The 23,078-nt window shown below is 66.2% G+C and carries 26 protein-coding genes and 1 tRNA gene; 20 read left to right on the top strand and 7 right to left on the bottom strand.

The window, feature by feature from the left end:
* Positions 1 to 248: 248 nt before the first annotated feature.
* Positions 249 to 339, bottom strand: a tRNA-Ser gene (locus ASG11_RS15480).
* 102 nt (positions 340 to 441) lie between these two features.
* Here ASG11_RS15480 and ASG11_RS15475 point away from each other — a divergent pair.
* The gene (locus ASG11_RS15475) at positions 442 to 1,314 is read left to right on the top strand and encodes a peptidylprolyl isomerase (RefSeq protein ID WP_055782103.1); all 873 of its coding nucleotides are present in this window, start codon (positions 442 to 444) and stop codon (positions 1,312 to 1,314) included.
* Between the two features lie 147 nt (positions 1,315 to 1,461).
* On the opposite strand, the gene ASG11_RS15470 is transcribed toward ASG11_RS15475, so the two are convergent.
* From ASG11_RS15470 to ASG11_RS15450, 5 genes are all read right to left on the bottom strand, one after another.
* Positions 1,462 to 2,523 carry a 5-(carboxyamino)imidazole ribonucleotide synthase gene (locus ASG11_RS15470; RefSeq protein ID WP_055782100.1) on the bottom strand — a complete coding sequence of 354 codons (1,062 nt, stop codon included), beginning with the start codon at positions 2,521 to 2,523 and terminating at the stop codon, positions 1,462 to 1,464.
* A gap of 12 nt (positions 2,524 to 2,535) precedes the next feature.
* Positions 2,536 to 3,018 carry a 5-(carboxyamino)imidazole ribonucleotide mutase gene (gene purE / locus ASG11_RS15465; RefSeq protein WP_055782097.1) on the bottom strand — a complete coding sequence of 161 codons (483 nt, stop codon included), beginning with the start codon at positions 3,016 to 3,018 and terminating at the stop codon, positions 2,536 to 2,538.
* A 45-nt stretch (positions 3,019 to 3,063) separates the two neighbouring features.
* Positions 3,064 to 3,750, bottom strand: coding sequence for a 2,3-diphosphoglycerate-dependent phosphoglycerate mutase (gene gpmA / locus ASG11_RS15460; protein WP_055782094.1), 687 nt, complete (start codon positions 3,748 to 3,750; stop codon positions 3,064 to 3,066).
* A 99-nt stretch (positions 3,751 to 3,849) separates the two neighbouring features.
* A complete protein-coding gene (locus ASG11_RS15455; RefSeq protein WP_082472915.1) occupies positions 3,850 to 4,968 on the bottom strand; it encodes a M14 family metallopeptidase in 1,119 nt (372 codons plus the stop codon).
* Between the two features lie 11 nt (positions 4,969 to 4,979).
* The gene (locus ASG11_RS15450) at positions 4,980 to 5,594 is read right to left on the bottom strand and encodes a DUF4136 domain-containing protein (RefSeq protein WP_055782088.1); all 615 of its coding nucleotides are present in this window, start codon (positions 5,592 to 5,594) and stop codon (positions 4,980 to 4,982) included.
* A 161-nt stretch (positions 5,595 to 5,755) separates the two neighbouring features.
* Here ASG11_RS15450 and ykgO point away from each other — a divergent pair, with 161 nt between their 5' ends.
* The 4 genes from ykgO (at position 5,756) to ASG11_RS15430 (ending at position 7,337) form a co-directional block, all read left to right on the top strand.
* Positions 5,756 to 5,881: a type B 50S ribosomal protein L36 gene (gene ykgO / locus ASG11_RS15445; RefSeq protein ID WP_003046794.1), complete on the top strand. Its 126-nt coding sequence runs from the start codon at positions 5,756 to 5,758 to the stop codon at positions 5,879 to 5,881.
* Between the two features lie 110 nt (positions 5,882 to 5,991).
* Entirely contained in the window at positions 5,992 to 6,594 is a 603-nt protein-coding gene (locus ASG11_RS15440) for an HAD family hydrolase (protein WP_236697541.1), read from the top strand.
* 45 nt (positions 6,595 to 6,639) lie between these two features.
* Positions 6,640 to 6,945 carry a type II toxin-antitoxin system Phd/YefM family antitoxin gene (locus ASG11_RS15435; RefSeq protein WP_055782082.1) on the top strand — a complete coding sequence of 102 codons (306 nt, stop codon included), beginning with the start codon at positions 6,640 to 6,642 and terminating at the stop codon, positions 6,943 to 6,945.
* A 5-nt stretch (positions 6,946 to 6,950) separates the two neighbouring features.
* Complete coding sequence (locus ASG11_RS15430; protein WP_236697540.1) at positions 6,951 to 7,337, top strand: type II toxin-antitoxin system VapC family toxin; 387 nt, start codon at positions 6,951 to 6,953, stop codon at positions 7,335 to 7,337.
* On the opposite strand, the gene pyk is transcribed toward ASG11_RS15430, so the two are convergent.
* Entirely contained in the window at positions 7,328 to 8,782 is a 1,455-nt protein-coding gene (gene pyk / locus ASG11_RS15425) for a pyruvate kinase (RefSeq protein WP_055782075.1), read from the bottom strand. The genes ASG11_RS15430 and pyk overlap by 10 nt on opposite strands.
* Positions 8,783 to 8,854: 72 nt before the next feature.
* Between pyk and ASG11_RS15420 the strand changes: the two genes are divergently transcribed.
* The 15 genes from ASG11_RS15420 to ftsH all read left to right on the top strand — a co-directional run bounded on the left by ASG11_RS15420 (position 8,855) and on the right by ftsH (position 22,980).
* The gene (locus ASG11_RS15420; protein ID WP_055782073.1) at positions 8,855 to 9,151 is read left to right on the top strand and encodes a DUF1244 domain-containing protein; all 297 of its coding nucleotides are present in this window, start codon (positions 8,855 to 8,857) and stop codon (positions 9,149 to 9,151) included.
* Between the two features lie 112 nt (positions 9,152 to 9,263).
* Positions 9,264 to 10,577, top strand: coding sequence for a metal-dependent hydrolase family protein (locus ASG11_RS15415; protein ID WP_055782071.1), 1,314 nt, complete (start codon positions 9,264 to 9,266; stop codon positions 10,575 to 10,577).
* A 60-nt stretch (positions 10,578 to 10,637) separates the two neighbouring features.
* A complete protein-coding gene (locus ASG11_RS15410; protein WP_055782068.1) occupies positions 10,638 to 10,877 on the top strand; it encodes a DUF2312 domain-containing protein in 240 nt (79 codons plus the stop codon).
* A gap of 21 nt (positions 10,878 to 10,898) precedes the next feature.
* A complete protein-coding gene (locus ASG11_RS15405; protein WP_055782065.1) occupies positions 10,899 to 11,435 on the top strand; it encodes a DUF1003 domain-containing protein in 537 nt (178 codons plus the stop codon).
* A gap of 41 nt (positions 11,436 to 11,476) precedes the next feature.
* Complete coding sequence (locus ASG11_RS15400) at positions 11,477 to 12,220, top strand: YebC/PmpR family DNA-binding transcriptional regulator (RefSeq protein ID WP_055782061.1); 744 nt, start codon at positions 11,477 to 11,479, stop codon at positions 12,218 to 12,220.
* 367 nt (positions 12,221 to 12,587) lie between these two features.
* Positions 12,588 to 13,073 (top strand): crossover junction endodeoxyribonuclease RuvC, encoded by a 486-nt coding sequence (ruvC, locus tag ASG11_RS15395; protein WP_055782058.1) that lies wholly within the window; start codon positions 12,588 to 12,590, stop codon positions 13,071 to 13,073.
* Between the two features lie 151 nt (positions 13,074 to 13,224).
* Complete coding sequence (ruvA, locus tag ASG11_RS15390; RefSeq protein ID WP_055782055.1) at positions 13,225 to 13,815, top strand: Holliday junction branch migration protein RuvA; 591 nt, start codon at positions 13,225 to 13,227, stop codon at positions 13,813 to 13,815.
* Positions 13,816 to 13,839: 24 nt separating this feature from the next.
* Positions 13,840 to 14,046: a type II toxin-antitoxin system HicB family antitoxin gene (locus tag ASG11_RS15385; protein ID WP_055782051.1), complete on the top strand. Its 207-nt coding sequence runs from the start codon at positions 13,840 to 13,842 to the stop codon at positions 14,044 to 14,046.
* Positions 14,039 to 14,260, top strand: coding sequence for a type II toxin-antitoxin system HicA family toxin (locus ASG11_RS15380; protein WP_055782048.1), 222 nt, complete (start codon positions 14,039 to 14,041; stop codon positions 14,258 to 14,260). The genes ASG11_RS15385 and ASG11_RS15380 overlap by 8 nt, the downstream gene beginning before the upstream one ends.
* A complete protein-coding gene (gene ruvB, locus ASG11_RS15375) occupies positions 14,257 to 15,276 on the top strand; it encodes a Holliday junction branch migration DNA helicase RuvB (protein WP_055782045.1) in 1,020 nt (339 codons plus the stop codon). Before ASG11_RS15380 ends, ruvB begins: the two co-directional genes overlap by 4 nt.
* Positions 15,277 to 15,330: 54 nt before the next feature.
* Entirely contained in the window at positions 15,331 to 17,607 is a 2,277-nt protein-coding gene (gene ptsP / locus ASG11_RS15370) for a phosphoenolpyruvate--protein phosphotransferase (RefSeq protein ID WP_055782043.1), read from the top strand.
* A gap of 113 nt (positions 17,608 to 17,720) precedes the next feature.
* Positions 17,721 to 18,713, top strand: coding sequence for a helix-turn-helix domain-containing protein (locus tag ASG11_RS15365; protein ID WP_082472914.1), 993 nt, complete (start codon positions 17,721 to 17,723; stop codon positions 18,711 to 18,713).
* A gap of 61 nt (positions 18,714 to 18,774) precedes the next feature.
* Complete coding sequence (locus ASG11_RS15360; protein WP_055782040.1) at positions 18,775 to 19,755, top strand: tetratricopeptide repeat protein; 981 nt, start codon at positions 18,775 to 18,777, stop codon at positions 19,753 to 19,755.
* A complete protein-coding gene (tilS, locus tag ASG11_RS15355; protein WP_055782038.1) occupies positions 19,730 to 20,938 on the top strand; it encodes a tRNA lysidine(34) synthetase TilS in 1,209 nt (402 codons plus the stop codon). The genes ASG11_RS15360 and tilS overlap by 26 nt, the downstream gene beginning before the upstream one ends.
* Before the next feature lie 83 nt (positions 20,939 to 21,021).
* Positions 21,022 to 22,980 carry an ATP-dependent zinc metalloprotease FtsH gene (gene ftsH / locus ASG11_RS15350; RefSeq protein ID WP_055782035.1) on the top strand — a complete coding sequence of 653 codons (1,959 nt, stop codon included), beginning with the start codon at positions 21,022 to 21,024 and terminating at the stop codon, positions 22,978 to 22,980.
* Positions 22,981 to 23,078 lie beyond the last annotated feature (98 nt).

Below are 23,078 nucleotides of genomic sequence, written 5' to 3'. Positions count from 1 at the left end.
AGATGACGCTACCAACTGGGTCACGTCCTCCGCTCTGTCAGCGGTCATAATCAAAAAACTCGAAAAATAACGTAGCGCCGAGGCCGACCCTATAAGATTATGGCTCGCCCTGTGCCGAAAAAAAGGGTGTTACCCTTGAGGTCAGCCTTAACGGCGCGGCGCTATGCGCTGTTGTGGGGGCCAATGTGGGGGCCGAAGCCCTTAGTGGCGTAAAAACCCCACTATTACATAGACTTATTCGAAAGACTTGGCGGAGCGGGAGGGATTCGAACCCTCGATACGCTTTTGACGTATACTCACTTTCCAGGCGAGCGCCTTCGACCACTCGGCCACCGCTCCGCATGTCCTGGACGGAAGCGGCTGCCTAGAGGCTGATCGTCGCCTGCGCAAGCACCGCCTTGCGATTGCGTCTCGGCCGGTCGTCGTGCCACACTCGCGCGCATGCTGATCCCCCTCATCGCACTGCTCGCCGTCGCGCAGACTCCGCCCGCCGTCCTCGCCACCGCTTCGGCACCTCCGCTGCCGTCCGACGTCATGGAGGGAGACTGGCGGCCGATCCCCGACGACGAACTGCTGGTGATGACCTTGGCGGGCGGCAGGACGGTCGTGATCCGGCTCGCCGCGCGCTTCGCGCCGGAGCATGTCGCCAACGTCCGCACGCTGGCGCGGGCCGGCTGGTGGGACAATGAGAGCGTGTACCGCGTGCAGGAGAATTGGGTCGCTCAATGGGGCGATGCGAGCGAGAAGAAGGCGATGGCGCCCGGCGTTAGGCAAGCACCGGCGGCCGAGTTCGAGATCGCGCGATTCGATGCGGCGCAGACCCTCTCGCGGCCGGACAGCTATTCCGCCCGGTCCGGCTTCACCGCCGATGGCTGGCCGATCGCAAGCGACGGCAAGGCGGCGTGGCTGACGCATTGCTATGGCATGGTCGGCGTGGCGCGCGATGCCTTGCCCTCGACCGGCAGCGGCTCCGAACTGTTCACGCCGATCGGGCAGTCCGCGCGGCGGCTGGATCGCAATTATACCGTGGTCGGGCGGATCATCGCGGGGATGCAGTATCTCTCCGCGCTGCCGCGCAGCGAGGCGGCGATGGGAGTCTATGCGACGGCGGGCGAGCGCACCGGGATCGTCTCGGTGAAGCTGGCGAGCGATCTGCCGGTGGCGGTGCGCCCGCGCTACGAATATCGCAGTACCGACAATCCGCGCTTCGCCGCCTATATCAAGCTGCGCGAGGTGGCCGCGCCGCCGACCGTGCCCACGGGAGCGAGCGTGTGCGACGTTCCGCTGGCGGTGCGACGGGCCGGGGGGAAATAGCGGCTGTCGTCATTTCCCGCCTCAATCGTCATCCCGGCGGAGGCCGGGATCGCTATGAGGCGGGTGTCTTGTGCGCCTCCCTGAGATCCCGGCCTGCGCCGGGATGACGATAAAGGGATGATGCAGCCGAGATTTCCGGCCGATGTATCACCCCAGCCGGGTGACATGCCCCATCTTGCGCCCCGGCCGTACGTCCTTGCCGTAGAGGTGCAGATGCGCGCCCGGCTCGGAGAGGATCTCGGCCCAGCGGTGCGCGTCCTCCCCGATCAGATTCTCCATCGTCACGGCGGGGGCGGTGAGGGCGGTGTCGCCCAGCGGCAGGCCGCAGATCGCGCGGATATGGTTCTCGAACTGCGATGTCACCGCGCCCTCGATCGTCCAATGCCCGCTATTGTGCACGCGCGGCGCCATTTCGTTGAACACCGGTCCGTCCGCGCTGACGAAGAATTCGCACGCCAGCACGCCGACATAGTTCAAGGCCTCGGCGATGCGCACGGCGAGCGCGGTGGCCTCTTCCGCCTGCGCCAGCACCGCTTCGGGCGCGGGCAGGGTGGAGGTGTGCAGGATCGCATCGACATGCACGTTCTGCGGTACCGGATAGCGCGCCACCGCGCCGTCCGCGCGGCGCGCGATCAGCACGGAGAATTCGTGGCTGAAGTCGATGAACGCCTCCAGCACCGCCGGCCCGCCGATCGTCTCCCATGCGGAATCGGCGTCGTCGGGCGTGCGGATGACCATCTGGCCCTTGCCGTCATAACCGAAGCGCGCGGTCTTCAGCACCGCCGGCGTGCCGGTATGCGCCAGGCCCGCCTCCAGATCGGCGCGACTGTCCACCGCCGCCCAGCGCGCCGGGCGGCCGCCGATGCTTTCGACGAATGTCTTTTCCGCCACGCGCTCCTGCGAGACGCGCAGCGCCTTCGGGCCGGGATGGACCGGCACGTGTTCGGCCAGCCATTCGACCGGGGCGACGTCGATATTCTCGAATTCGTAGGTGACGACGTCGCACGCCGCGGCGAAGTCCTTCAGCACGATGCGGTTGTGGTAATCCGCGCGCGTCAGGCTGGACGCGGTCTGCGCGGCGACGCTTTCCCGGTCGGGCGCGAGGACATGGGTGCGGTAGCCGAGTTCGGCGGCGGCACTCGCCAGCATGCGTCCCAGCTGCCCGCCGCCGAGAATGCCGATCGTGGAGCCCGGCGGTAGCGTCTTCATCGCGACCCCATTCTATTGCGGGTCCATCGCCACGCTTTCGGTCTGCGCCGTGCGCCACGCCTTGAGCCGTTCGGCGAGCAGGGCATCCGAGGTGGCGAGGATCGCGGCGGCCAGCAGCCCGGCATTCTTCGCCCCGGCCGCACCGATCGCCAGCGTGCCGACCGGAATGCCGCCGGGCATCTGCACGATCGAGAGCAGGCTATCCATGCCGCTCAGCGCCTTGGATTCCACCGGCACGCCCAGCACCGGCAGATGCGTCAGCGCCGCGACCATTCCCGGAAGATGCGCCGCGCCGCCCGCGCCCGCGACGATCACCTTGAGCCCGCGTATCCCGGCCTGTTCGGCGTAGTCGACCAGCCGATGCGGCGTGCGGTGCGCGGAGACGACCCGGGTTTCGTAAGCCACACCCAGAGCATCGAGCGCCTCGGCGGCATGCCGCATCGTCTCCCAATCGGAGGTGCTGCCCATGATGATGCCGACGAGAGGATGCGTCATGGTCGCGCGTTAGCGGGGGCGGAGGGCGGGGGCAACCGGGGTCGCTTACCGCTCGCTCAGATAATAGCGGTCCGTCGCGTTCAGATCCGCGTCCAGTTCGTACACGATCGGCTGCCCGGTCGGGATTTCCAGCGAGGTGATCTCGTCGTCGGGAATGTTCGACAGATGCTTCATCAGCGCGCGCAGCGAATTGCCGTGGGCGGAGATCAGCACGCGCTGCCCGTCTTTCAGCGCGGGCGCGATGCGGCCGTTCCAATAGGGCAGGACGCGCGCGATCGTATCCTTGAGGCTCTCGGTCTGCGGGATCGCGATGCCGGCGTAGCGACGGTCCTGCGACAGATCGTATTCGCTGCCCGGCTCCAGCACCGGCGGGGGAATGTCGAAGCTGCGGCGCCACACATGGACCTGCTCTTCGCCATGTTTCGCCGCGGTCTCGGCCTTGTCGAGCCCGGTCAGGCCGCCATAATGCCGCTCGTTCAGCCGCCAGTCCTTCTCGACCGGCAGCCACAACCGGCCCATTTCCTCGAGCGCGAGGTTGAGGGTCTTGATCGCCCGGGTCTGCAGGCTGGTGAAGGTCTGGTCGAAATCCAGCCCCTTGGCCGACATCAACTGCCCCGCCGCGCGCGCCTCGGCAGCGCCCTTTTCGGTCACGTCGACATCCCACCAGCCGGTGAAACGGTTTTCGAGGTTCCAGGCGGACTGGCCGTGGCGGATCAGGACTAGGGTGGGCATGGGCTTCCTCTATCGTCGTCCCGGCGAAGGCCGGGACCGCGTGCGCCGAGGGCACGCGCGGTGGGGGGCGGCCCCGGCCTCCGCCGGGGCGACGGTGTGCTAGAGCGTGTCGATCACGTCCGCCAGCACCTCGAGACAAGAATGTGCCAGCGCCTTCGAACGCTCCGCTCCCCAGCCGAATACCGCATCCGGGTTGGCATCGTGATCCTTGAACGGCATCTCCAGCGTGAAGGAGAGCGCGCCGAAGCGCTCGGCGACCTGATTTGTCGACATGCTGAGATTGGCCTTGCCCGGCGCGGACTTTCCGTACCCCATCTGGGTCTGGAAATCGGGCGTGTGCGCGGCGAGGCGGCGGCCGAAATCGTAGAATTTCTCGCCCCGTTCGTCGGTCCAGCTGGGAATGCCTTCGAAGCCGGCGAAGAAATTGGCCGGGATCGCCTCGTCGCCGTGAACGTCCATCGCGAACGTCACGCCGGTCTCGTCCATCGCGTTGCGCACGCACAGCACTTCCGGGCTGCGCTCCGCCGATGGCTCGTGCCATTCGCGGTTGAGGTTCACGCCGACGGCATTGGTGCGCAGGTGGCCCCGCCGCGTGCCGTCGGGGTTCATGTTCGGGACGACATGGAAGGTCGCCTTGGCCAGTAGCGCCCGGGTCACCGGATCGGCGGTATCGGTCAGCCGCTCGAGCGCACCTTCCATCCACCATTCGGCCATCGATTCGCCGGGATGCTGGCGGGCATAGAGCCACACCGGCTTGGGACCGCTGCCGATCGTCAGGCAATCGATCGCCTGCCCGTCGAGCGACACGCCCAGTTCGCGGTGCGTGACGCCGGGCTTGAGCGCGATCCGCGCGACCAGCGCCTCGTGCTGCTCCATCGTATAAGGGGCGAAATAGGCGAACCAGGCGAGATCGCTTTCGCTCGTCCAATCCCATTCGAGCACGCCGTCGGCGTATCGCGTATCGGTCATCCGCCAGGTCTTCCGGTCGGTCGAAGCGCGGGCCTTGTAGTTGGGCCAGCCGTCCGGATAGGCCGATTCCCCCGCGTTCAGGATGCGGAATTTCAGCGTCCGCCCTTCCGCGCCGGCCACGCGGAAGTAGAACCACTGGAAGAAATCCGAATTCTTGTCCTTGCGGATGCGGAGATCGACGGTGTCGCCATCGATCCCGATAAGGTCGATATTGCCGCCGTCGAAAGCGGCGTTGACGGTGATGCTCATCTGTCCGGTGTTCATTTGACCGTGATAGTGCGGCCGGAATCGCCCGGGAAGCCCCGGAACAGGGCGCGGGCCATTTTGGCGGCCGAATTCGCCGCCACCGCCTCGGGCGCGCGAATGTCCGCGGCGGTCTGCGCGCGGCCTTCCCATATGACCGTGCCGTCGCTGCGGCGGCGGATCTGCACCGCGAGCTCTGAGGCGATGATCACGCGGGCCTTGGGCTTGCCGATCGGGAAGGAGATGCCGCCGCCGACACCCACGCCGCCGCCACGATATCCACCACCGCCGACGCCGCCGCCCAGGCCGATCGACACCGGCGAACGTCGCGGCCCGGCATCCTGGCTGGTGCGCGTGAAGCTGACCACCGCGAGATATTGCGCCGGTCCGCCGATCGCCGGCGCGGTATAGCCAGAGGCGAGCAACTCGGTGTTCACCGCCGCGGCATAGGTCTGATACTCGATGCTCGGCGCGGCTCCGCCGGGCAGCGGCTCGACCGTGATCGTCCCGCGTTCCAGCGGCGCGCCGAGATGGAAGCGGGTCACCTCCACCGGGCCGCTCGTGCTGGTCGTCGCGCATCCACCGAGCGATACGCCGACGATCGCCAAACCTAATGCCGCTGCCTTGATCACGGGTCGTCTCCGAAGATATTGTTGCGTACAGGTAACGCTTTGCCGCCGACGATGATCCGTGGCGCGTTCAAGATGGGCTGCCCGGGTTGACTTGGGAAGCCCCCGAAGATAGGCGCAGCCCTCATTTTCCGAACACCAGAATCAAGAAGCGATTTTCTGACATGAAGATTCGTAACAGCCTGAAGTCCCTCAAGGACCGCCATCGCGACAACCGCGTGATCCGTCGTCGCGGCCGTACGTACGTCATCAACAAGACGAACCGTCGCTTCAAGGCACGCCAGGGCTGATCTGTTGAAGAACGGCGCCGGCCCGCTCCCCCACCCGACCTCCCATTCAGTATATTCTGTGGGAGGCCGGGTGGGGGAGCGGGCCGGTGCCGTCTGACAACAGGAAGCCGTTGGCCGTCGTTTTCGACGTCGGCAACGTCCTGTATGCGTGGAACCCCAGGGTTCTGTACGAGCGCCTGATCCCAGAGGATCGGGCGCTCGACGCGTTCCTGCACGACGTCGTCACGACCGACTGGCATTTCCAGCACGACGCCGGCCGCCCGTTTGCCGAGACCTCGGCGGAGTTGATCGCCGAGTATCCGCAGCATGCCGATCTGATCCGGCGCTGGGGCTCGCATTTCATCGAAAGCATCACCGGCATGATGCCGGGCATGCGGGATCTGGTCGACGATCTCGATGCCGCCGACGTGCCGCTCTACGCGATCACCAATTTCTCCGGCGAGTTCTGGACACCGTTCCGCGCGCGCGAGGCGGACGTGTTCGATCGCTTCCGGGGCATCGTCGTGTCCGGCGACGAGAAGATGCTCAAGCCGCACGCGCCGATCTACCATCTTGCGCTCGATCGCTTTGGGCTGGACGCGGCACAGGCGGTTTTCGTGGACGACCGTGCCGATAATGTTGAGGGTGCTCAAGCGGTCGGCATGGCCGGCCTGATTTTCACCGATGCAGACACGCTGCGCGCAGACCTCGCCAGACTGGGCATTCTTGCCTGACGACCGACGAAAGTGTACACCGCGTACACAATCCGGAGTCGTCACATGGAAATGTCCGTCCGCGAAGCCCGCGCTAATTTCGCCCACGCCCTCGACGCGGCGGAGCGGGGCGAGCGTGTGTCGATCACCCGCAACGGCAAGACGGTCGCCGAACTCGGGCCGCCGCCTGCGCCTTCGACAATCTCCAATACGCCGGGCGGTCTCGATTGGGAGCGGATGGCGCGTGTGCGTAAGGAGCTTGGCCTCGACAAGGTCGTTCTTGAAGAGGGTTGGCAGGAACGTTTCGACGATCCGGCCTTCAGTCGGGCAGTTATGGGCCTCGGTGACGATTGGGATCCCAATCCTAAATGAGGATCATGCTCGATACGCATTTCCTCGTTTGGATGGCGACCATGCCGCACAAGATCACGAAGCGCGAACTTGACGCTCTCGCGAAGCGCGATGGCGATCTGATCGTTTCGGCGATCGCGATTTGGGAATTACGCATGAAATGGCATGCTTATGAACCCAAGCGGCGCGACAAGGACAGCATTTCAGCGGACGCCGGTCTTGGATTTGCCCAGGCGAACGGATTTGTGCTGGCACCGCTCGACCCGTCGGATTGCGTCATCCAGGTCGTGCCGCCGATCCCGCACAGGGATCCTTTCGATGAAATGCTGCTCGCTCATGCGCAGCGGCTCGATGCGCGATTGATGACCCGGGACCGAAAACTTCGCGGCCATCCCCTGGCGGTTCAATTATAGCCCTTCAACTCGTCGCCCAACAGCCGCACGACATGCAGCACGTTGGTCGATCCCGGCGTACGGAAGGGAACGCCGGCGATGACGATGATGCTGTCGCCCGCCTCGGCCAGACGGTGGCGCAGCGCCATGCGCTTGGCCTTGGCGACCATCTCCTCGAACGATTCGACGTCCTTGGTGTGCACCGCATGCGTGCCCCACAGCAGCCCCAGACGCCGCGCCGTCTCCAGCTTCGGCGTCAGCACCATCAGCGGCACGCCGGGCCGTTCGCGCGCCACCCGCCGTGCGGTCGATCCGGAGGTGGTGAAGCACACGATCGCCTTCGCGCCGATCGTCGCGGCGATCGTCTTCGCCGCCTCGGCCAGTGCGTCGGACGTGGTCGGATCGGCGCGGGTGATCGTGAAATGCACGCGGTCGCCATGCGTCGGATCGCTCTCCACCGCATTGCCGATCGAATTCATCATCGCGACCGATTCGATCGGCCACGCGCCTGCCGCGCTCTCCGCCGAAAGCATGATCGCATCCGCCCCGTCATAGATCGCGGTGGCGACATCGGACACTTCGGCGCGAGTGGGGGAGGGCGAGGTGATCATCGATTCGAGCATTTGCGTCGCCACCACCACCGGGCGGCCGAGCCGGCGCGACACCTCGACGATGCGCTTCTGCAGCGGCGGCACGGTCTGCGGCGGCAGTTCGACGCCCAGATCGCCGCGCGCGACCATCACGCCGTCGCACTGTTCGATGATCTCTTCCAGCCGGTCGATCGCCGACGGCTTCTCGATCTTGGCGAGCAACGCCGCCTTGCCGCGGATCAGCGTCCGCGCCTCGGCCAGGTCCTCGGGCCGCTGCACGAACGACAGCGCGATCCAGTCCACCCCCTGGTCGATCGCGAAGGCCAGGTCGCTGCGATCCTTGGCGGTCAGCGCGGCCATCGGCACGACCACGTCGGGCACGTTCAGGCCCTTGTTGTTGCTCAGCATGCCGCCGACCTCGATCCGCGCCGTGATATGCTCCGGCCCGTGATCCTCGACGCGCAGCACCAGCTTGCCGTCGTCCAGCAACAGCCGTGCGCCGATCTCGATCGCCTGGAAGATCTCCCTGTGCGGCAATTCCACGCGGGCAGCATTACCCGGCGTCCTGTCGCGATCGAGCCGGAAGATCTGGCCCGTCACCAGTTCCACCTTGCCCGCCTCGAACTTGCCGACGCGCAGCTTCGGCCCCTGCAAATCGGCCAGGATCGTCGTCGGCCGGCCATATTTCTTTTCCAAGGACCGGATCGCCTGGATCACCGCGATCTTCGATTCCTGGTCGCCATGGCTCATGTTGACGCGAAAGGCATCGGCGCCGGCCTCGAACAATTTGCCGATCATCTCGGCCGTGTTGCTCGCCGGGCCGAGCGTGGCGAGCACGCGCACCTTCCGCGAACGCGGGCTGATGGCCTTGGTCATTGCGGGCATCCTTTAGCTTGCAGGCCCGGCTCTAAAGCCTATCTCCCGCCGATCAACCGGGAGATTGACCAAATGCCGTCCATCGACGCCCTCGACGACAAGGTCGCCGCCGCCGCGTTCCGCCGCCTCGTCCTGCACCTGCGCCACCGCGAGGATGCCCAGAACATCGATCTGATGGGGCTGGCCGGCTTCTGCCGCAACTGCCTGTCGGACTGGACGCAGGAGGCGAGCGCGGGCACGCTGAGCAAGGATCAGGCGCGCGAGACGATCTACGGCATGCCCTATGCCGACTACAAGGCGCGCCAGCCCGAGGCGACGCCCGAGCAACTGGCGCGCATGGCCGAGAGCATGACGAAAAATTCCGCCTGATCCGTCACCCCGGACTTGTTCCAGGGTCAACCGTGCCGCAATATCCTCGCCATAGCGTGTGCGGACCGGTGGATGCCGGAACAAGTCCGGCATGACAAAAGAGGGGACATCGATGCTGAAGATATTCGCCGCGTGCGCGCTCGTTGCGGCTGCGCCACTCGCAGCGCAAACCCTCCCAGCGTCGCAGGCCGCGACGTCTGCCTTATATATCCATGCCGGCACGCTGCTCGACAAACCGGGCCAGACGCCGCGCGGCAACAGCACGATCATCGTGCGCGACGGCAGGATCGCCGAAATCCGCGCCGGCTTCGCACCCCCGGAAGCGGGTGCCGCGCTGGTCGATCTGTCGAAACAGTTCGTCCTGCCCGGCCTGATCGACATGCACGTCCATCTCTGGGGCATCGGTGGCGATCCGATGCGCAGCCGGCTGGAGGCGCTGACCCGCGACCGGTTCGACGACATGATGACGGCGGCGGTCAATGCGAAGGTCACGCTGAACGCCGGCTTCACCTCGGTGCGCGATCTCGGCGGCGATCCGCGCGGCATCCGAGCACTTCGCGATGCGATCGATCGGGGCGAGATCGACGGCCCGTCGATCACCAATGCCGGCGAAATGATTTCCGTCACCGGCGGACATGGCGACGGCGGCAACGGCCTCGCCGAAACCTTCGCGGACGCTGTGCACAAGACCGAGATCAATCTGTGCGACGGCCCCGACGATTGCCGTCGCGCGGTGCGCGCGCAGGTGGCGCTCGGCGCCAAGGTGATCAAGTTCGCCGCGACCGGCGGCGTTTTGTCCAATGTGTCGGGCGGCCTCGGCCGGGCGATGACGCCGGAGGAGATGAAGGCGATCGTCGATACCGCGCACGCGCTCGGCCGCAAGGTGGCGGCGCACAGCCATGCGGCGGAGGGGACCAAGGCGGCGCTCAATGCCGGCGTCGATTCGATCGAGCACGGCACGTATCTGGACGACGAGGCGATCGCCCTGTTCAAGGCCAAGGGCGCGTATCTGGTGATGACCGAGATGGCCCCGGTCGCCGCCTTGGCCCAGGCGCGGGGCGGGGCATTGCCGCCGGCCACGCTGCCCAAGGCGGAGGCCGCCGCCGCGGCGATGGTCGCCAGCCACCGGAAGGCCGTCGCCGCCGGCGTGAAGATCGCCTTCGGCACCGACACCGGCGTCTCCCGCCACGGCGACAATGCGCAGGAATTCGCGCTGATGGTCGCCGATGGCATGACGCCGATGCAGGCGATCCGCGCCGCCACGGTCGGTGCCGCCGACCTGATCGGACGCGACGATATCGGCACGATCGCGGTCGGCAAGGCCGCCGACATCATCGCCGTCGCCTCTTCGCCGCTCGACGACGTGCGTGCGCTGGAACATATCGATTTCGTCATGCACAAGGGCGTCGTCGCGCGGGCGAAGTGACGGTTGAGCCGCGCCGGTTAACCGCCTAGAGGCTGCGCCACACCCACCACGGAGATCATCATGAGTGACGTTATCGGCGCGGAACAGTTGCGCCTTCTGATCGAGCGGATCGAGCGGCTCGAGGAAGAGAAGAAGGGCATCGCCGACGACATCAAGGACGTCTACGCCGAATCGAAATCGAACGGTTACGACACCAAGACGATGCGCGCGATCGTCCGCCTGCGCCGGATGGAAAAGCATCACCGCGACGAGGCCGAGGCGCTGCTCGAAACCTACAAGGTCGCGCTTGGCCTCGCCTAACGCCTGATGGGATTGCCGCGCATGGACCACCGCATCGCCGATCTCGCGCAGCGCCTGCTCGGCAAATCGAGCCAGGCGCTGGATGAGGAGGAGCGGCGTGTCCTGCTCGGCATCCAGGACGGCACCACCGTCAGCCGCGATGCGGCGGACGTGTCCGACGAACGCTCGACGTTCGGGGAACGCCTGTCGGACCGGGTCGCGGCGATCGGCGGTTCGTGGGGGTTCATCACCTTCTTCACATTGGTGCTGTTCGGCTGGATGCTGCTCAATTCCGATGTGCTGGCGCATTTCGGCAAGGCGTTCGATCCGTACCCCTATATCTTCCTCAACCTGATGCTCTCGACGCTCGCCGCCGTGCAGGCACCGATCATCATGATGAGCCAGAACCGGCAATCGGCCAAGGATCGTGTCGCCGCCAGCCTGGATTACGAAACCAATCTGCGCGCCGAACTCGATATCCTGCGGCTGCACCACAAGCTCGACGCCGAGGTGATCGAGCGCCTGTCGCGGCTCGAGGCGAAGATCGACGGCTTGGCATCCGCCGCCGCCAAGGGCTAGAAGCGCGCCAGACGAGACAAGAGAGCATCGCAGAGAGCACAATGGCAGGCCATTCCAAATTCAAGAACATCATGCACCGCAAGGGTGCGCAGGATAAGAAGCGCTCGTCGCTCTTCTCCAAGCTCAGCCGCGAAATCACCGTCGCGGCCAAGATGGGCCTGCCCGATCCGGATATGAACCCGCGCCTGCGCATGGCGGTCAACGCGGCTAAGGCAGCCTCGCTGCCCAAGGACAATATCCAGCGCTCGATCGACAAGGCGAGCCGCGGCGATGCCGAGACGTACGAGGAAATCCGCTACGAGGGCTTTGGCCCGGGCGGCGTATCGCTGATCATCGAGGCGCTGACCGACAATCGCAACCGCACCGCCACCAACGTGCGCACGGCCGTCGCCAAGAATGGCGGCAATCTGGGGGCTGGCGGCTCGGTGAGTCACGCCTTCGATCGCCTCGGCCTGATCAACTATCCGGCCAGCGCCGGCGATGCCGATGCGGTGTTCGAGGCTGCGCTTGAGGCCGGGGCCGAGGACGTGACGTCGAGCGAGGAGGGCCACGAAATCTGGACCTCGAACGAAAACCTGCACGAGGTGGTCAAGGCGCTGACCCCGGTGCTCGGCGAACCCGAGGGCGCGAAACTCGCCTGGCGCCCCCAGATCATGGTCGACGTGGGCGAGGGCGATGCCGCGACCCTGTTCAAGCTGCTCGATTCGCTCGACGACGACGACGATGTGCAGACCGTCTGGGGCAATTACGAAATCTCCGACGACGTCATGGAGAAGCTCGGTTGACCCAACAAAAGCCCCTCCCCTTCAGGGGAGGGGTTGGGATGGGGCTGTGCGTCAAAGGCCGGTCAACGATCGTGAGGCGCGCTCGCGGCTTCGACCAAGTTTGCTCACACGAAGCCACGAAGCCACCAAGCAGAAAAGAAGACTGGTTCACGCGAAGGCGCGAAGGCACGAAGAAGAAGGGAATTTCTCTTCCTTTGCTGCGTCAGCAGCCTTCGAATCCGCGCTTCGCCCTGCCAGCACCATACATTGCCACCGCAAGACATCTCCGTCGCGCGCGCCTTCGCGCCTTCGCGCCTTCGCGTGAACGACCTTCTTTCTCCTTCTCCCCCCTTCTCCCCGCGTCTCCGCGTCTCCGCGCGAACGAATCTTGATCATCCTAGGCCTTGACCCCGGCCTCGCCACCACCGGCTGGGGCGTCATCCGCGCCGAGGGCAACCGCCTGTCGCACATCGCCAACGGCCATCTGAAGACCGACAACAAGGAAGCGCTCGCCCGACGCCTGTCGCATCTCGACAGCATGATCTCGGCCCTGATCTCCGATCACGCCCCCGCCGGTGCCGCGGTCGAGGAGGTGTTCGTCAATACCAACCCGCAATCCACGCTGAAACTCGCCCATGCGCGCGGAGTCATCATGGCCGCCGCCGGGCGCAGCGGGATCGATGTCGGCGAATATGCCGCGCGTCTGGTCAAGAAGGCGATCGTCGGCACCGGCGCGGCGGAAAAGGCGCAGGTCCATGCGATGGTCGCGCGCCTGCTGCCGGGCATCAAGATCGCCGGCGCGGACGCGGCGGACGCGCTGGCGGTGGCGATCTGCCATGCGCATCATGTGGCGAGCGCGCGGCGCATCCCGTAATTTCGCTTTCCTACTTTGTCGTGTTCCGGTTATGTCCCGCCAATGGCCGCTCCGACCCTTTTCGCTCCGCATCGCCGTGTCGCCAGCGGCAGCGGCAGCGTGACGCTGGGCTCCGTTTTGCGTGACTTTGTGTGAACTTCGGGGTCGAACGATGATCGCACACCTCAAGGGCATCCTTAGCGCCACCGATATCGACCATGCCGTGATCGATGTCGGCGGGGTCGGTTATCTCGTCGGCGCCTCCTCGCGCACATTGTCCGCGATCGGCCCGGTCGGCGAGGCGTGCATGCTGCATACCGAGATGCTGGTGGCGGAGGATTTCATCCGTCTGGTCGGCTTCGCCAGTGCCGCCGAGCGCGACTGGTTCCGCTTGCTCACCAGCGTGCAGGGTGTCGGCGCGCGCGTCGCGCTGGCGATCCTCTCCGCGCTCGAACCGGGAGATCTCTCCCGCGCCATCGCCGCGCAGGACAAGGCGATGGTCGCCCGCGCCAACGGTGTCGGTCCGAAACTCGCCGAACGCATCGTGCGCGAGTTGAAGGACCGGATCGGCGCGGTCGCGATCGGCACGCCCGGCGTTGCCTCGCCGGTCGGGGCCGGGGCGGACGCGGTTTCGGCGATGCTTAACCTCGGCTTCCGCCCCGCCGAAGCCAATGCGGCGGTGGCATCGGCGGAAGAGGAACTGGGCGCCGGCGCGACGCTCGATGCGCTGGTGCGGCTGGCGCTCCGGAAGGCGGCGAAGTAGAGTGACATTAGAAGGAATTTTGCGATGCAGGTGACCGCGGTACTCACCCCGGCCGAAGAGGGCGGCTACGTCGCGTTCAACCCGGAAACGGGGACCACCACGCAGGGCGATACGATTGACGAAGCGTTGGCGGCGCTACGCGAGGCGGTGGAACTCTATCTCGAAGATGAGCCGATGCCGTTCTCGGGGCCGCCGATCGTTACCACGTTCACTGTCGGGGAGCATGCCTAGGCTGCCGCCCGTTTCCGGGCAGGATCTCGTTCGCGCGCTCAAACGGCTTGGCTTTCATGAAATTAGCCAGCGCGGCAGCCACGTAAAGCTGCGCAATGGCGATACATTGTGTATCGTGCCTCTGCACCGCGATCTGAAAAAGGGCACGATGGCGGGGATCTTGCGCCAAGCAAAACTGTCGTCCGAAGATGTGCTGAAGGCGTTGATGCAGTGACCGACGACCGCATCCTCACCCCCCAGCGCACGCCCGAAGACGTGGACGCCGCGCTGCGCCCCAAAAATCTCGACGATTTCGTCGGGCAGAAGGCGGCGCGAGAGAACCTGCGCATCTTCATCGCCGCGGCCAAGGCGCGTGGCGATGCGCTGGATCACGTGCTGTTCTTCGGCCCCCCGGGGCTTGGAAAGACGACGCTGGCGCAGATCGTCGCGCGCGAGATGGGCGTCGGCTTCCGCGCCACCTCCGGTCCGGTGATCGCCAAGTCGGGCGATCTGGCGGCGCTCCTCACCAACCTCGAGGATGGCGACGTGCTGTTCATCGACGAGATTCATCGCCTCGCGCCCGCCGTCGAAGAGGTGCTGTACCCGGCGATGGAGGATCGCGCACTCGATCTGATGATCGGCGAGGGGCCGTCGGCGCGCAGCGTGCGGATCGATCTGCCACGCTTCACGCTCGTCGGCGCGACGACGCGGCAGGGTCTGCTCACCACGCCGCTGCGCGATCGTTTCGGTATTCCGCTGCGGCTGCATTTCTACACCGTGGACGAGCTGGAACGCGTGGTGACGCGCGCCGCCATCCTGCTCGGCCTCGGCATCACGCCGGATGGCGCGCACGAGATCGCGCGCCGCTCGCGCGGCACGCCACGCATCGCCGGGCGGCTGCTGCGGCGGGTGCGCGATTTCGCCCATGCCGCCGGGCACGACACGGTCGATGCGAAGGCGGCGGATCATGCGCTCAACCGGCTGGAGGTCGATTCGCTCGGCCTCGATGCGATGGACCGGCGTTACCTGACGATGATCGCCGACATCTATCGCGGCGGGCCGGTCGGCGTGGAGACGCTGGCGGCGGGCCTCAGCGAACCGCGCGACACGATCGAGGAAGTGATCGAGCCGTATCTGATCCAGCTCGGCCTCGTTGCTCGCACCGCCCGGGGACGATGTCTGAACGCGCTCGGCTGGAAGCATCTCGGCCTGAATCCGCCGGAGGGCGCGCAGGAGGGATTGTTCGACTAATTACTTGCGTCCCGCCCGGTAGAACCGCCCCCCACAACCTGCTAGCTCCGCTGAATGCCATCCGCCGTCGCCTCCGCCCGCGAAATCCTCGTCCGCCTACACGACGTGATGGCGTCGCGCACCGCGGCGCAGGCCAAGCTCAACGCCGTGGTCAACATCGTCGGCGAGGCGATCAACAGCGAAGTGTGCTCGATCTACCTGCTGCGCGAGGGCGTGCTGGAGCTCTACGCGACACGCGGTCTGTCGCAGGAGGCGGTGCACGTCACCAAGCTCGCGCTGGGCGAAGGGCTGGTCGGCACGATCGCCGAGTTCGTCGAGGTGCTGAACCTCGACGAGGCGACGAGCCACCCCAATTTCGTGCATAATCCGGAGACCGGCGAAGAACGCTTCCACAGCTTTGCCGGCGTGCCGATCATCCGCCGCGAACGCGCGGTCGGGGTGCTGGCGATCCAGCATGTCGATCAGCGCCGCTACGACGATGTCGAGATCGAGGCGCTGCAGACCGTCGCTATGGTCCTGTCCGAACTGATCGCGAACGCCGACCTGGTCGATGCCAGTGCCGCCGCCAGCATGCGCCCGCAGTCGACCGCGGCGGCGCGCATCCCCGGCCTCAAGCTGGTCGAGGGGATGGCCAGCGGCTGCGCGGTCTATCATCAGCCGCGCGTCACGATCGAGCACACCGTGGCCGAGGATACCGAGGCCGAACGGCACCGCGTCTACGCCGCGTTCGACAAGATGCGCGAACAGATCGAGCGCATCGCCAGCCAGGCGGAATTCGGCGGCGGCGGCGAGCATGAGGAGGTGCTCGAGACCTACAAGATGTTCGCCTATGACGAAGGCTGGTCGCGCCGCATCAACGAGGCGATCGATTCCGGGCTGACGGCGGAGGCCGCGATCGAGCGCGTGCAGCAGCGCACCCGTGCCCGCATGCGCCAGATCGACGATCCGTTGCTGGCGGACCGGATGCACGATCTGGAGGATCTCTCGAACCGCCTGCTGCGCATCGTCTCGGGCCAGATGGGCACGGCGGCGCAGGGCGGCCTCAAACAGGATACGATCCTGATCGCGCGAAACCTCGGTCCTGCCGAATTGCTCGAATATGATCGCCGCCGCCTGAAGGGCGTGATCCTGGAGGAAGGATCGCTCACCGCGCACGTCACGATCGTCGCCCGCGCCATGGGCGTGCCGGTGCTGGGCCGAGTCAAGGGCGTGCGCCGCGCGATCGCCGAAGGCGACATGCTGCTGCTCGACGTCACCGCCGAGGCGAACGTCTTCGCGCGGCCGTCACCGGCGATCGAGGAGGCGTTCGAGACCAAGCTGCAGATGCGCCAGAAGCGCCGTGCCGCCTTCGCCGCGCTGAAGAACGAACTGCCGGTGACGAAGGACGGCCACCGTGTCACCGTGATGGTCAATGCCGGCCTGCGCGACGACGTCGCGGCGCTCGACGTGACCGGCGCGGACGGCATCGGCCTGTTCCGCACCGAATTCCAGTTCCTGGTCTCCGCCACCTTGCCGGCCAAGGCGCAGCAGCAGCGGCTCTACAAGGACGTGCTGGATGCCGCGGGCGATCGCCCGGTGATCTTCCGCACCGTCGATATCGGCGGCGACAAGGCCTTGCCCTATCTCGTCAAGGACGATGCCGAGGAGGAGGAGAATCCGGCGATGGGCTGGCGCGCGCTGCGCCTCGCGCTCGACCGCGACGGGTTGATGAAGGTGCAGGCGCGCGCCCTGCTGGAGGCGTCGGCCGGGCGCACGCTGAACGTGATGTTCCCGATGGTGTCCGAGCCATGGGAATATGACGAGGCGCGCGCGCTGTTCGAAACGCAGCGCGAATGGATGCGCGGCCGGGGCAAGAAGCTGCCGGTCGAGATCCGCTACGGCGCGATGCTCGAAGTGCCGGCCCTGGCGGAAATGCTCGATCTGTTGCTGCCGAAACTCGATTTCCTCTCGATCGGCACCAACGATCTGACGCAATTCCTGTTCGCCGCCGATCGCGCCAATCCCAAGCTCGCCGAGCGGTACGATTGGCTCAGCCCGGCGATCCTGCGCTTCCTGGCACGCGTGCAGGCACCGGTCGCGGCGGCGGGCAAGCCGCTGGCGGTCTGTGGCGAGATGGGCGGGCGTCCGCTGGAGGCGATGGCGCTGATCGGCCTGGGTATCGATCGCCTGTCGATCACCCCCGCCGCGGTCGGCCCGATCAAGGCGATGGTGCGCTCGCTGAATCGCGCCGCGCTGATGACTAAGATGCAGGCTTTGCTGATCGAATCCCCGCGCGACATGCGCGGCGCGCTATCGGCATGGGCGGCGGAAAACGGCGTCGAACTGGCGTAATGATATGATGCGCGGTTGTGCGGGGCGTTGACACTTGAGTGCCCCTTTGTGAGACACGCATCCAAGACATGCAGGATATCCACGGGGCCGCAACCTTCCTGCCGGAGATGGAAATGACCGACGCACCGCCGGCAGAAGACGCCACCCTGTTCCCGAAAACGGCGGGGGAACGGTTGCGCGAGGCGCGCGAGGCGCAGGGCCTGTCGCTGGCGGAGATCGCCGCGCGCACCCGGGTGCCGGTGCGCCATCTGGAGGCGATCGAGACCGACGATTTCAAGACGATGCCCTCGGTCACCTACGCGGTCGGTTTCGCCAAGGCCTATGCCCGTGCGGTCGGCATCGACGAGGTGGCGATCGCCCGCGAAGTGCGCGGCCAGGATATCGGCGTGCGCCGCACCGAATACGAGCAATATGAGATCGACGAACCGTCGCGCACGCCCTCGTTCGGCCTGGCGGTCGCCGCCGGAGTCGTGGTCGCATTGCTCCTGCTCGCGGTCGGATTGTGGTACGGCACCAACCTGTTCCGGGGCGGATCCACGCCGGCCGCGGCGACCGACAATGCCGAGATCATGCCGCCCGCGCCGGCCCCGTCGGCCGCGCCTGCGCCCGCCGCCGCGCCGGCATCCGGCCAGGTCGTGCTGACCGCGACGGACGAGGTGTGGATGCGCGTCTATGATGCGACCGGAAAGACCCTCTTCCTGAACACGCTGAAGCCGGGCGAGAAATATGACGTGCCGTCCGACGCCAACGGCCCGATGATCAATGTCGGCCGCCCGGACAAATTGCAGGTGACGCTGAACGGCTCGGCCCTGCCGCCGCTCGGCAGCGGTCGCGTGGCGATCAAGGATGTGCCGATCGGTGCCGCCGCGCTCAGCGCGCGCGCCAACGGCACGCCGACCCCAACGCCCACGCCGGCGGGCAAGCCGGCCGGACGGGAGACGAACTCGCCGCCGCCCGCCTTCCGCAACGAGCCTTCGACCGCGCCGGCCCGCTCGCCCGGCACGCAGCCGCGCGTCTCGCGTCCGAACGCTACGGTGCCGAGCGAGGTCGCGCCGGTTCCGGTTCCCGCGACGGCCGCGTCCAATGCGCCGGCCGGCAACCCGTGAGGCCGGCGACAGGATGACGATCTCCAATATGTTTCCACGTCACTCGCACCGGGGGGTGTCCATGCGTACCTGTCTCACCACGATCGCAATCCTGCTCGGCACGGCGGCGTTGCCGGTCCTCCCGGCAACGGCCCAATCGCGCGACGCCAGCGTCGAGGTGCGGGTCGATCGGCTCGAGGGCCAGATGCGCGCGGTGCAGCGCAAGGTGTTCCCGAGCGCGAACGGCAAGCTGATCCAGCCCGAGATCACCGGGGCCGAGGCGACGAACAGTCCAATCGGCACGCCCGCCGACACGCCCGTCACCGACCTGACGGCGCGGGTCAACGCGCTGGAATCGCAGCTCAGCACGATGACCGGGCAGATCGAGCAGAACCAGTTCAAGCTGCGCCAGATCGAAGATGGGTTCGCGGCGTACAAGAATGCCACCGATGCACGGCTGAGGGCGCTCGAAGGCGGCGCCCAGCCGGTCGCCGCGGCAACCGCGCCCACGATGGGCGAGCAGGTGCGGCCGACGACGGTCAAGCCGGTGCCGGCCACGAGCACCAAGCCTGATTCTGCGGCTACCACTAAGCCGGCACCAGCCGCGACGGCCAAGGATCCGGCCCGGGCCGATCGCCTCGCTGCGGTCGAGAAGCCTGCGACCGACGATGCCGGGGAGGATCTCTACAATTACGGCTACCGCCTGTGGGAGGCGAAGCTGTATCCGGAGGCGGAAACGCAGTTCAAGGCGCTGGTGAAGGATTACCCGCAGCACCGCCGCATCAGCCGCGCGCAGAACATGCTCGGCCGCGCGCTGCTCGACGATGGCAAGCCCAACCTCGCGGTGCTCGCTTTCTACGACAATTACCGCAACCAGCCGAAAGGCGACCGCGCGCACGAAAGCCTCTATTATCTGGCGCAGGCGCTGACGATCCTGAAGAAACCGTCGACCGAGATCTGCAAGGTCTATGACGAACTGACCCAGGTCTATCCCGACAAGCTGAACGACGCGATGAAGGCCGGCGTGGCGAAGGGCCGTGTGGCACAGAAGTGCGGGAAATGACGCGGGCCGGACGCTGACGGCGCGCGCCGCAGCGGTCGCGCGCTTCCGCGACGATGTCGCGGCGGCGTTGGGCCGGCCGGTAGCGGCGGAGGACGTTTTCGCCATCGCCGTGTCGGGCGGGCCGGACAGCATGGCCTTGCTCGCGCTGGCCGAGGCGGCATGGCCCGGGCAGGTGATCGCGGCGACCGTCGATCACGGTCTCCGCACCGATGCGGCCGACGAGGCGGCAATGGTGGCGGAATATTGCCGCCTGACTCCACGGGGGCGGAACTCAGAACTTGGCGGCTCGAGCTTGTCGCTAGTTAGTCATCTCCGCGAAGGCGAGGATCCAGCTGCCTTGCCCCAGAACAAGAAGCGGGATCCTCGCCTTCGCGAGGATGACGTAGGTTGTTCTCTTGAACACGATTCCGCTTCGGGGCCGTGGGCGGGATCTTGCATTCCACATACCACGCTAACCCTCGGTACTCCGCTCGGCACCGCCAATCTGCAAGCCGCGGCCCGCACGGCACGCTATGCCTTGCTCATCGATTGGGCGCGCTCCACCGGCGCGACGATCCTCGCCACCGCCCATCATGCGGACGATCAGGCCGAAACCTTCCTGATGCGCGCTGCGCGGGGGTCCGGGCTGGCAGGTCTCGCATCGATCCGGCCCTGGCAAAGGATCGAGGACGGCCCGATCTTGCTCCGTCCATTGCTGAACTGGCGCCGCGCCGAACTCCGCGCGGTCGCCGAGGACTGGAATCTACCGTTCGTGGATGATCCCAGCAACGCCAGCGCCCGCTACGACCGCACCCGCTTCCGCACCCTGCTCACCGAAAACCCCTGGCTCGATGCAGGCCGGATCGCTCGCGCAGCCGGGCATCTCGCCGAGGCGGATCGCGATCTTCGCGTGTTGGAGGGCTGGCTGCTCGACACGCACAGCCTGCCCGCCAAGCCCGGTGAGCGGCGCATCGACGTGACCGACTTGCCCCGCGAAGTGCGTCGCCGTCTCGCCCGCGCCGTCGTCACGGCTGTCCGGCACGACCGGGCGATTCTCACCCCGGCCTGGACACCGGCGAGCAACATCGAATCGCTGCTGGATGCGCTGGAGGCGGGAAGGGGGGCGACCCAGGCCGGTGTGATGGCCTCGGCAACCGCCAATATCTGGCAGTTTCGCGCCGCTCCGCCGCGCCGGGACACCTGATCGGCATATTCTCGATCCTGTTCCATTGCCATTAACTTCCCTGCGCCTATCTTGTCGGGTGAAGATAGGTGCGTAGGAACCCCATGAACGACAACGACAAGCAGCCCGGCCAGGACGGCAACGGCCCGAACCCGTGGATGAAGAGCCTGCTGATCTGGGTCGGCATCCTGCTCGCACTCGCGGTGTTCGTCACGATGTTCGACGCGCCCAACCGCCAGCCGCAGGGCACGGCGATCGCTTATTCGTCGTTCCTCGACAAGGTTCAGGAAGGTAGCGTCAAGGACGTGAATGTCGCCGGCGAGGTGATTTCGGGCACGCTGACCAACGACACCAAGTTCAAGACCTATGCATTGCCCGATCCGCAGCTGATCGATCGTCTGCGCGCCAAGAATGTGGCGATCACCGCCAAGCCCGAAGAGGGGCCGGCGATCTGGCAGGTCATGCTGATCAATTCGCTGCCGTTCCTCCTGTTCCTCGGCATCGCCTTCTTCGTCCTGCGCCAGATGCAGAAGAATTCCGGCAGCGGCGCGATGGGCTTCGGCAAGAGCCGCGCCAAGATGCTGACGCAGAAGGAAGGCCGCGTGACCTTCGCAGATGTCGCCGGCATCGATGAGGCGCGCGAGGAATTGGAGGAGATCGTCGAGTTCCTCAAGGACCCGACCAAGTTCGCACGTCTCGGCGGCAAGATTCCCAAGGGTGCGCTGCTGGTCGGCTCGCCCGGCACCGGCAAGACTTTGCTTGCCCGCGCGATCGCGGGTGAGGCGGGTGTGCCGTTTTTCACCATTTCCGGTTCGGACTTCGTTGAGATGTTCGTCGGCGTCGGCGCCAGCCGCGTGCGCGACATGTTCGAACAGGCCAAGAAGTCGGCACCGTGCATCGTCTTCATCGACGAAATCGACGCGGTCGGTCGCCATCGCGGTGCCGGTCTCGGCAACGGTAACGACGAACGCGAACAGACGCTCAACCAGCTGCTGGTCGAGATGGACGGGTTTGAGGCGTCGGAAGGCATCATCATCGTCGCGGCCACCAACCGCCCCGACGTGCTCGATCCCGCACTGTTGCGTCCCGGCCGCTTCGACCGTCGCGTGACGGTGCCGCTGCCGGACATCGAAGGCCGCGTGAAGATTCTCGAAGTGCATATGAAGAAGGTGCCGCTGGCACCCGACGTCGATGCCCGTACGCTCGCGCGCGGCACGCCGGGCATGGCCGGTGCCGATCTGGCGAATCTCGTCAACGAGGCGGCGCTGATGGCGGCGCGTCTCGGCAAGCGGCTGGTGGCGATGGCGCAGTTTGAACTCGCCAAGGACCGCGTGATCATGGGCACAGAGTGGAAATCGCTCGTCATGACCGACGACGAGAAGCGGATGACCGCCTATCACGAAGCCGGCCACGCTCTGGTTCGGGTGCACGAAAAGGCCTCCGATCCGATCCACAAGGCGACGATCATTCCGCGTGGCGGTGCCCTGGGCATGGTCGTGTCGATGCCCGAGCGCGACAATTACTCGTACCACCGCGACAAGATGTATGCCGATCTGGCCTCGGTCATGGGTGGTCGTGTCGCCGAGGAGGTGATCTTCGGCCATGACAAGGTGTCGAGCGGCGCGTCTTCGGACATCAAGCAGGCGACCAAGCTCGCCCGCGCGATGGTCACGCAATGGGGCATGTCCGAATCGATCGGCCCGCTGCAATATGAAGAGCAACAGGGAGAGACCTTCCTGGGTTACTCGCAGACGCAGCGCCACAACATGTCGAACGAGACGGCGCTCGCGATCGACGGCGAAATCCGCCGGCTGGTCGAGGACGGGCACAAGCGTGCGACCGAATTGATCACGCGTCACGTCGATCAGTTGCACCAGATCGCGGGTGCCCTGCTCGAACTCGAGACGATCACGGGTGACGAGATCAAGGGGCTGATCGCGGGCACGCCGATCGACCGCGAGGGCGGGCCGAAGGCACCGGTTCTGGCGGCGGCGGGTACGTCGATCCCGAAGACCAAGCGTCCCAAGGGTCCGTTCGGCAATCCCACCCCGCTGGGGGCCTGATCGTACCACTTAATCGACTGTTCATCGCAGTCCTCATAGCCCTCCCGCAAGCAAGTTTGCGGGAGGGCTTTTGATATGAAGCGGACAGGTTTGGCACT

Origin of the sequence: Sphingomonas sp. Leaf357 (assembly GCF_001423845.1) — a bacterium.
Taxonomy (GTDB): domain Bacteria; phylum Pseudomonadota; class Alphaproteobacteria; order Sphingomonadales; family Sphingomonadaceae; genus Sphingomonas.
The sequence above is the reverse complement of the archived record's forward strand: the minus strand, read 5'-3'. Positions and strand labels throughout refer to the sequence as shown.

What these genes read in the sequence shown, in the direction of transcription:
- ASG11_RS15400 (WP_055782061.1), top strand. Translation starts at nt 11,477, where the DNA reads ATGGCAGGCCATTCCAAATTCAAGAACATCATGCACCGCAAGGGTGCG.
- purE (WP_055782097.1), bottom strand. Translation starts at nt 3,018, where the DNA reads ATGACGCATCCTCTCGTCGGCATCATCATGGGCAGCACCTCCGATTGG.
- ruvA (WP_055782055.1), top strand. Translation starts at nt 13,225, where the DNA reads ATGATCGCACACCTCAAGGGCATCCTTAGCGCCACCGATATCGACCAT.
- gpmA (WP_055782094.1), bottom strand. Translation starts at nt 3,750, where the DNA reads ATGCCCACCCTAGTCCTGATCCGCCACGGCCAGTCCGCCTGGAACCTC.
- ASG11_RS15360 (WP_055782040.1), top strand. Translation starts at nt 18,775, where the DNA reads ATGCGTACCTGTCTCACCACGATCGCAATCCTGCTCGGCACGGCGGCG.
- ASG11_RS15410 (WP_055782068.1), top strand. Translation starts at nt 10,638, where the DNA reads ATGAGTGACGTTATCGGCGCGGAACAGTTGCGCCTTCTGATCGAGCGG.
- ASG11_RS15455 (WP_082472915.1), bottom strand. Translation starts at nt 4,968, where the DNA reads ATGAGCATCACCGTCAACGCCGCTTTCGACGGCGGCAATATCGACCTT.
- ASG11_RS15420 (WP_055782073.1), top strand. Translation starts at nt 8,855, where the DNA reads ATGCCGTCCATCGACGCCCTCGACGACAAGGTCGCCGCCGCCGCGTTC.
- ykgO (WP_003046794.1), top strand. Translation starts at nt 5,756, where the DNA reads ATGAAGATTCGTAACAGCCTGAAGTCCCTCAAGGACCGCCATCGCGAC.
- ASG11_RS15385 (WP_055782051.1), top strand. Translation starts at nt 13,840, where the DNA reads ATGCAGGTGACCGCGGTACTCACCCCGGCCGAAGAGGGCGGCTACGTC.
- ptsP (WP_055782043.1), top strand. Translation starts at nt 15,331, where the DNA reads ATGCCATCCGCCGTCGCCTCCGCCCGCGAAATCCTCGTCCGCCTACAC.
- ASG11_RS15405 (WP_055782065.1), top strand. Translation starts at nt 10,899, where the DNA reads ATGGACCACCGCATCGCCGATCTCGCGCAGCGCCTGCTCGGCAAATCG.
- ASG11_RS15470 (WP_055782100.1), bottom strand. Translation starts at nt 2,523, where the DNA reads ATGAAGACGCTACCGCCGGGCTCCACGATCGGCATTCTCGGCGGCGGG.
- ASG11_RS15475 (WP_055782103.1), top strand. Translation starts at nt 442, where the DNA reads ATGCTGATCCCCCTCATCGCACTGCTCGCCGTCGCGCAGACTCCGCCC.
- ASG11_RS15365 (WP_082472914.1), top strand. Translation starts at nt 17,721, where the DNA reads ATGACCGACGCACCGCCGGCAGAAGACGCCACCCTGTTCCCGAAAACG.
- ASG11_RS15380 (WP_055782048.1), top strand. Translation starts at nt 14,039, where the DNA reads ATGCCTAGGCTGCCGCCCGTTTCCGGGCAGGATCTCGTTCGCGCGCTC.
- ftsH (WP_055782035.1), top strand. Translation starts at nt 21,022, where the DNA reads ATGAACGACAACGACAAGCAGCCCGGCCAGGACGGCAACGGCCCGAAC.
- ASG11_RS15430 (WP_236697540.1), top strand. Translation starts at nt 6,951, where the DNA reads ATGCTCGATACGCATTTCCTCGTTTGGATGGCGACCATGCCGCACAAG.
- ASG11_RS15415 (WP_055782071.1), top strand. Translation starts at nt 9,264, where the DNA reads ATGCTGAAGATATTCGCCGCGTGCGCGCTCGTTGCGGCTGCGCCACTC.
- ASG11_RS15435 (WP_055782082.1), top strand. Translation starts at nt 6,640, where the DNA reads ATGGAAATGTCCGTCCGCGAAGCCCGCGCTAATTTCGCCCACGCCCTC.
- pyk (WP_055782075.1), bottom strand. Translation starts at nt 8,782, where the DNA reads ATGACCAAGGCCATCAGCCCGCGTTCGCGGAAGGTGCGCGTGCTCGCC.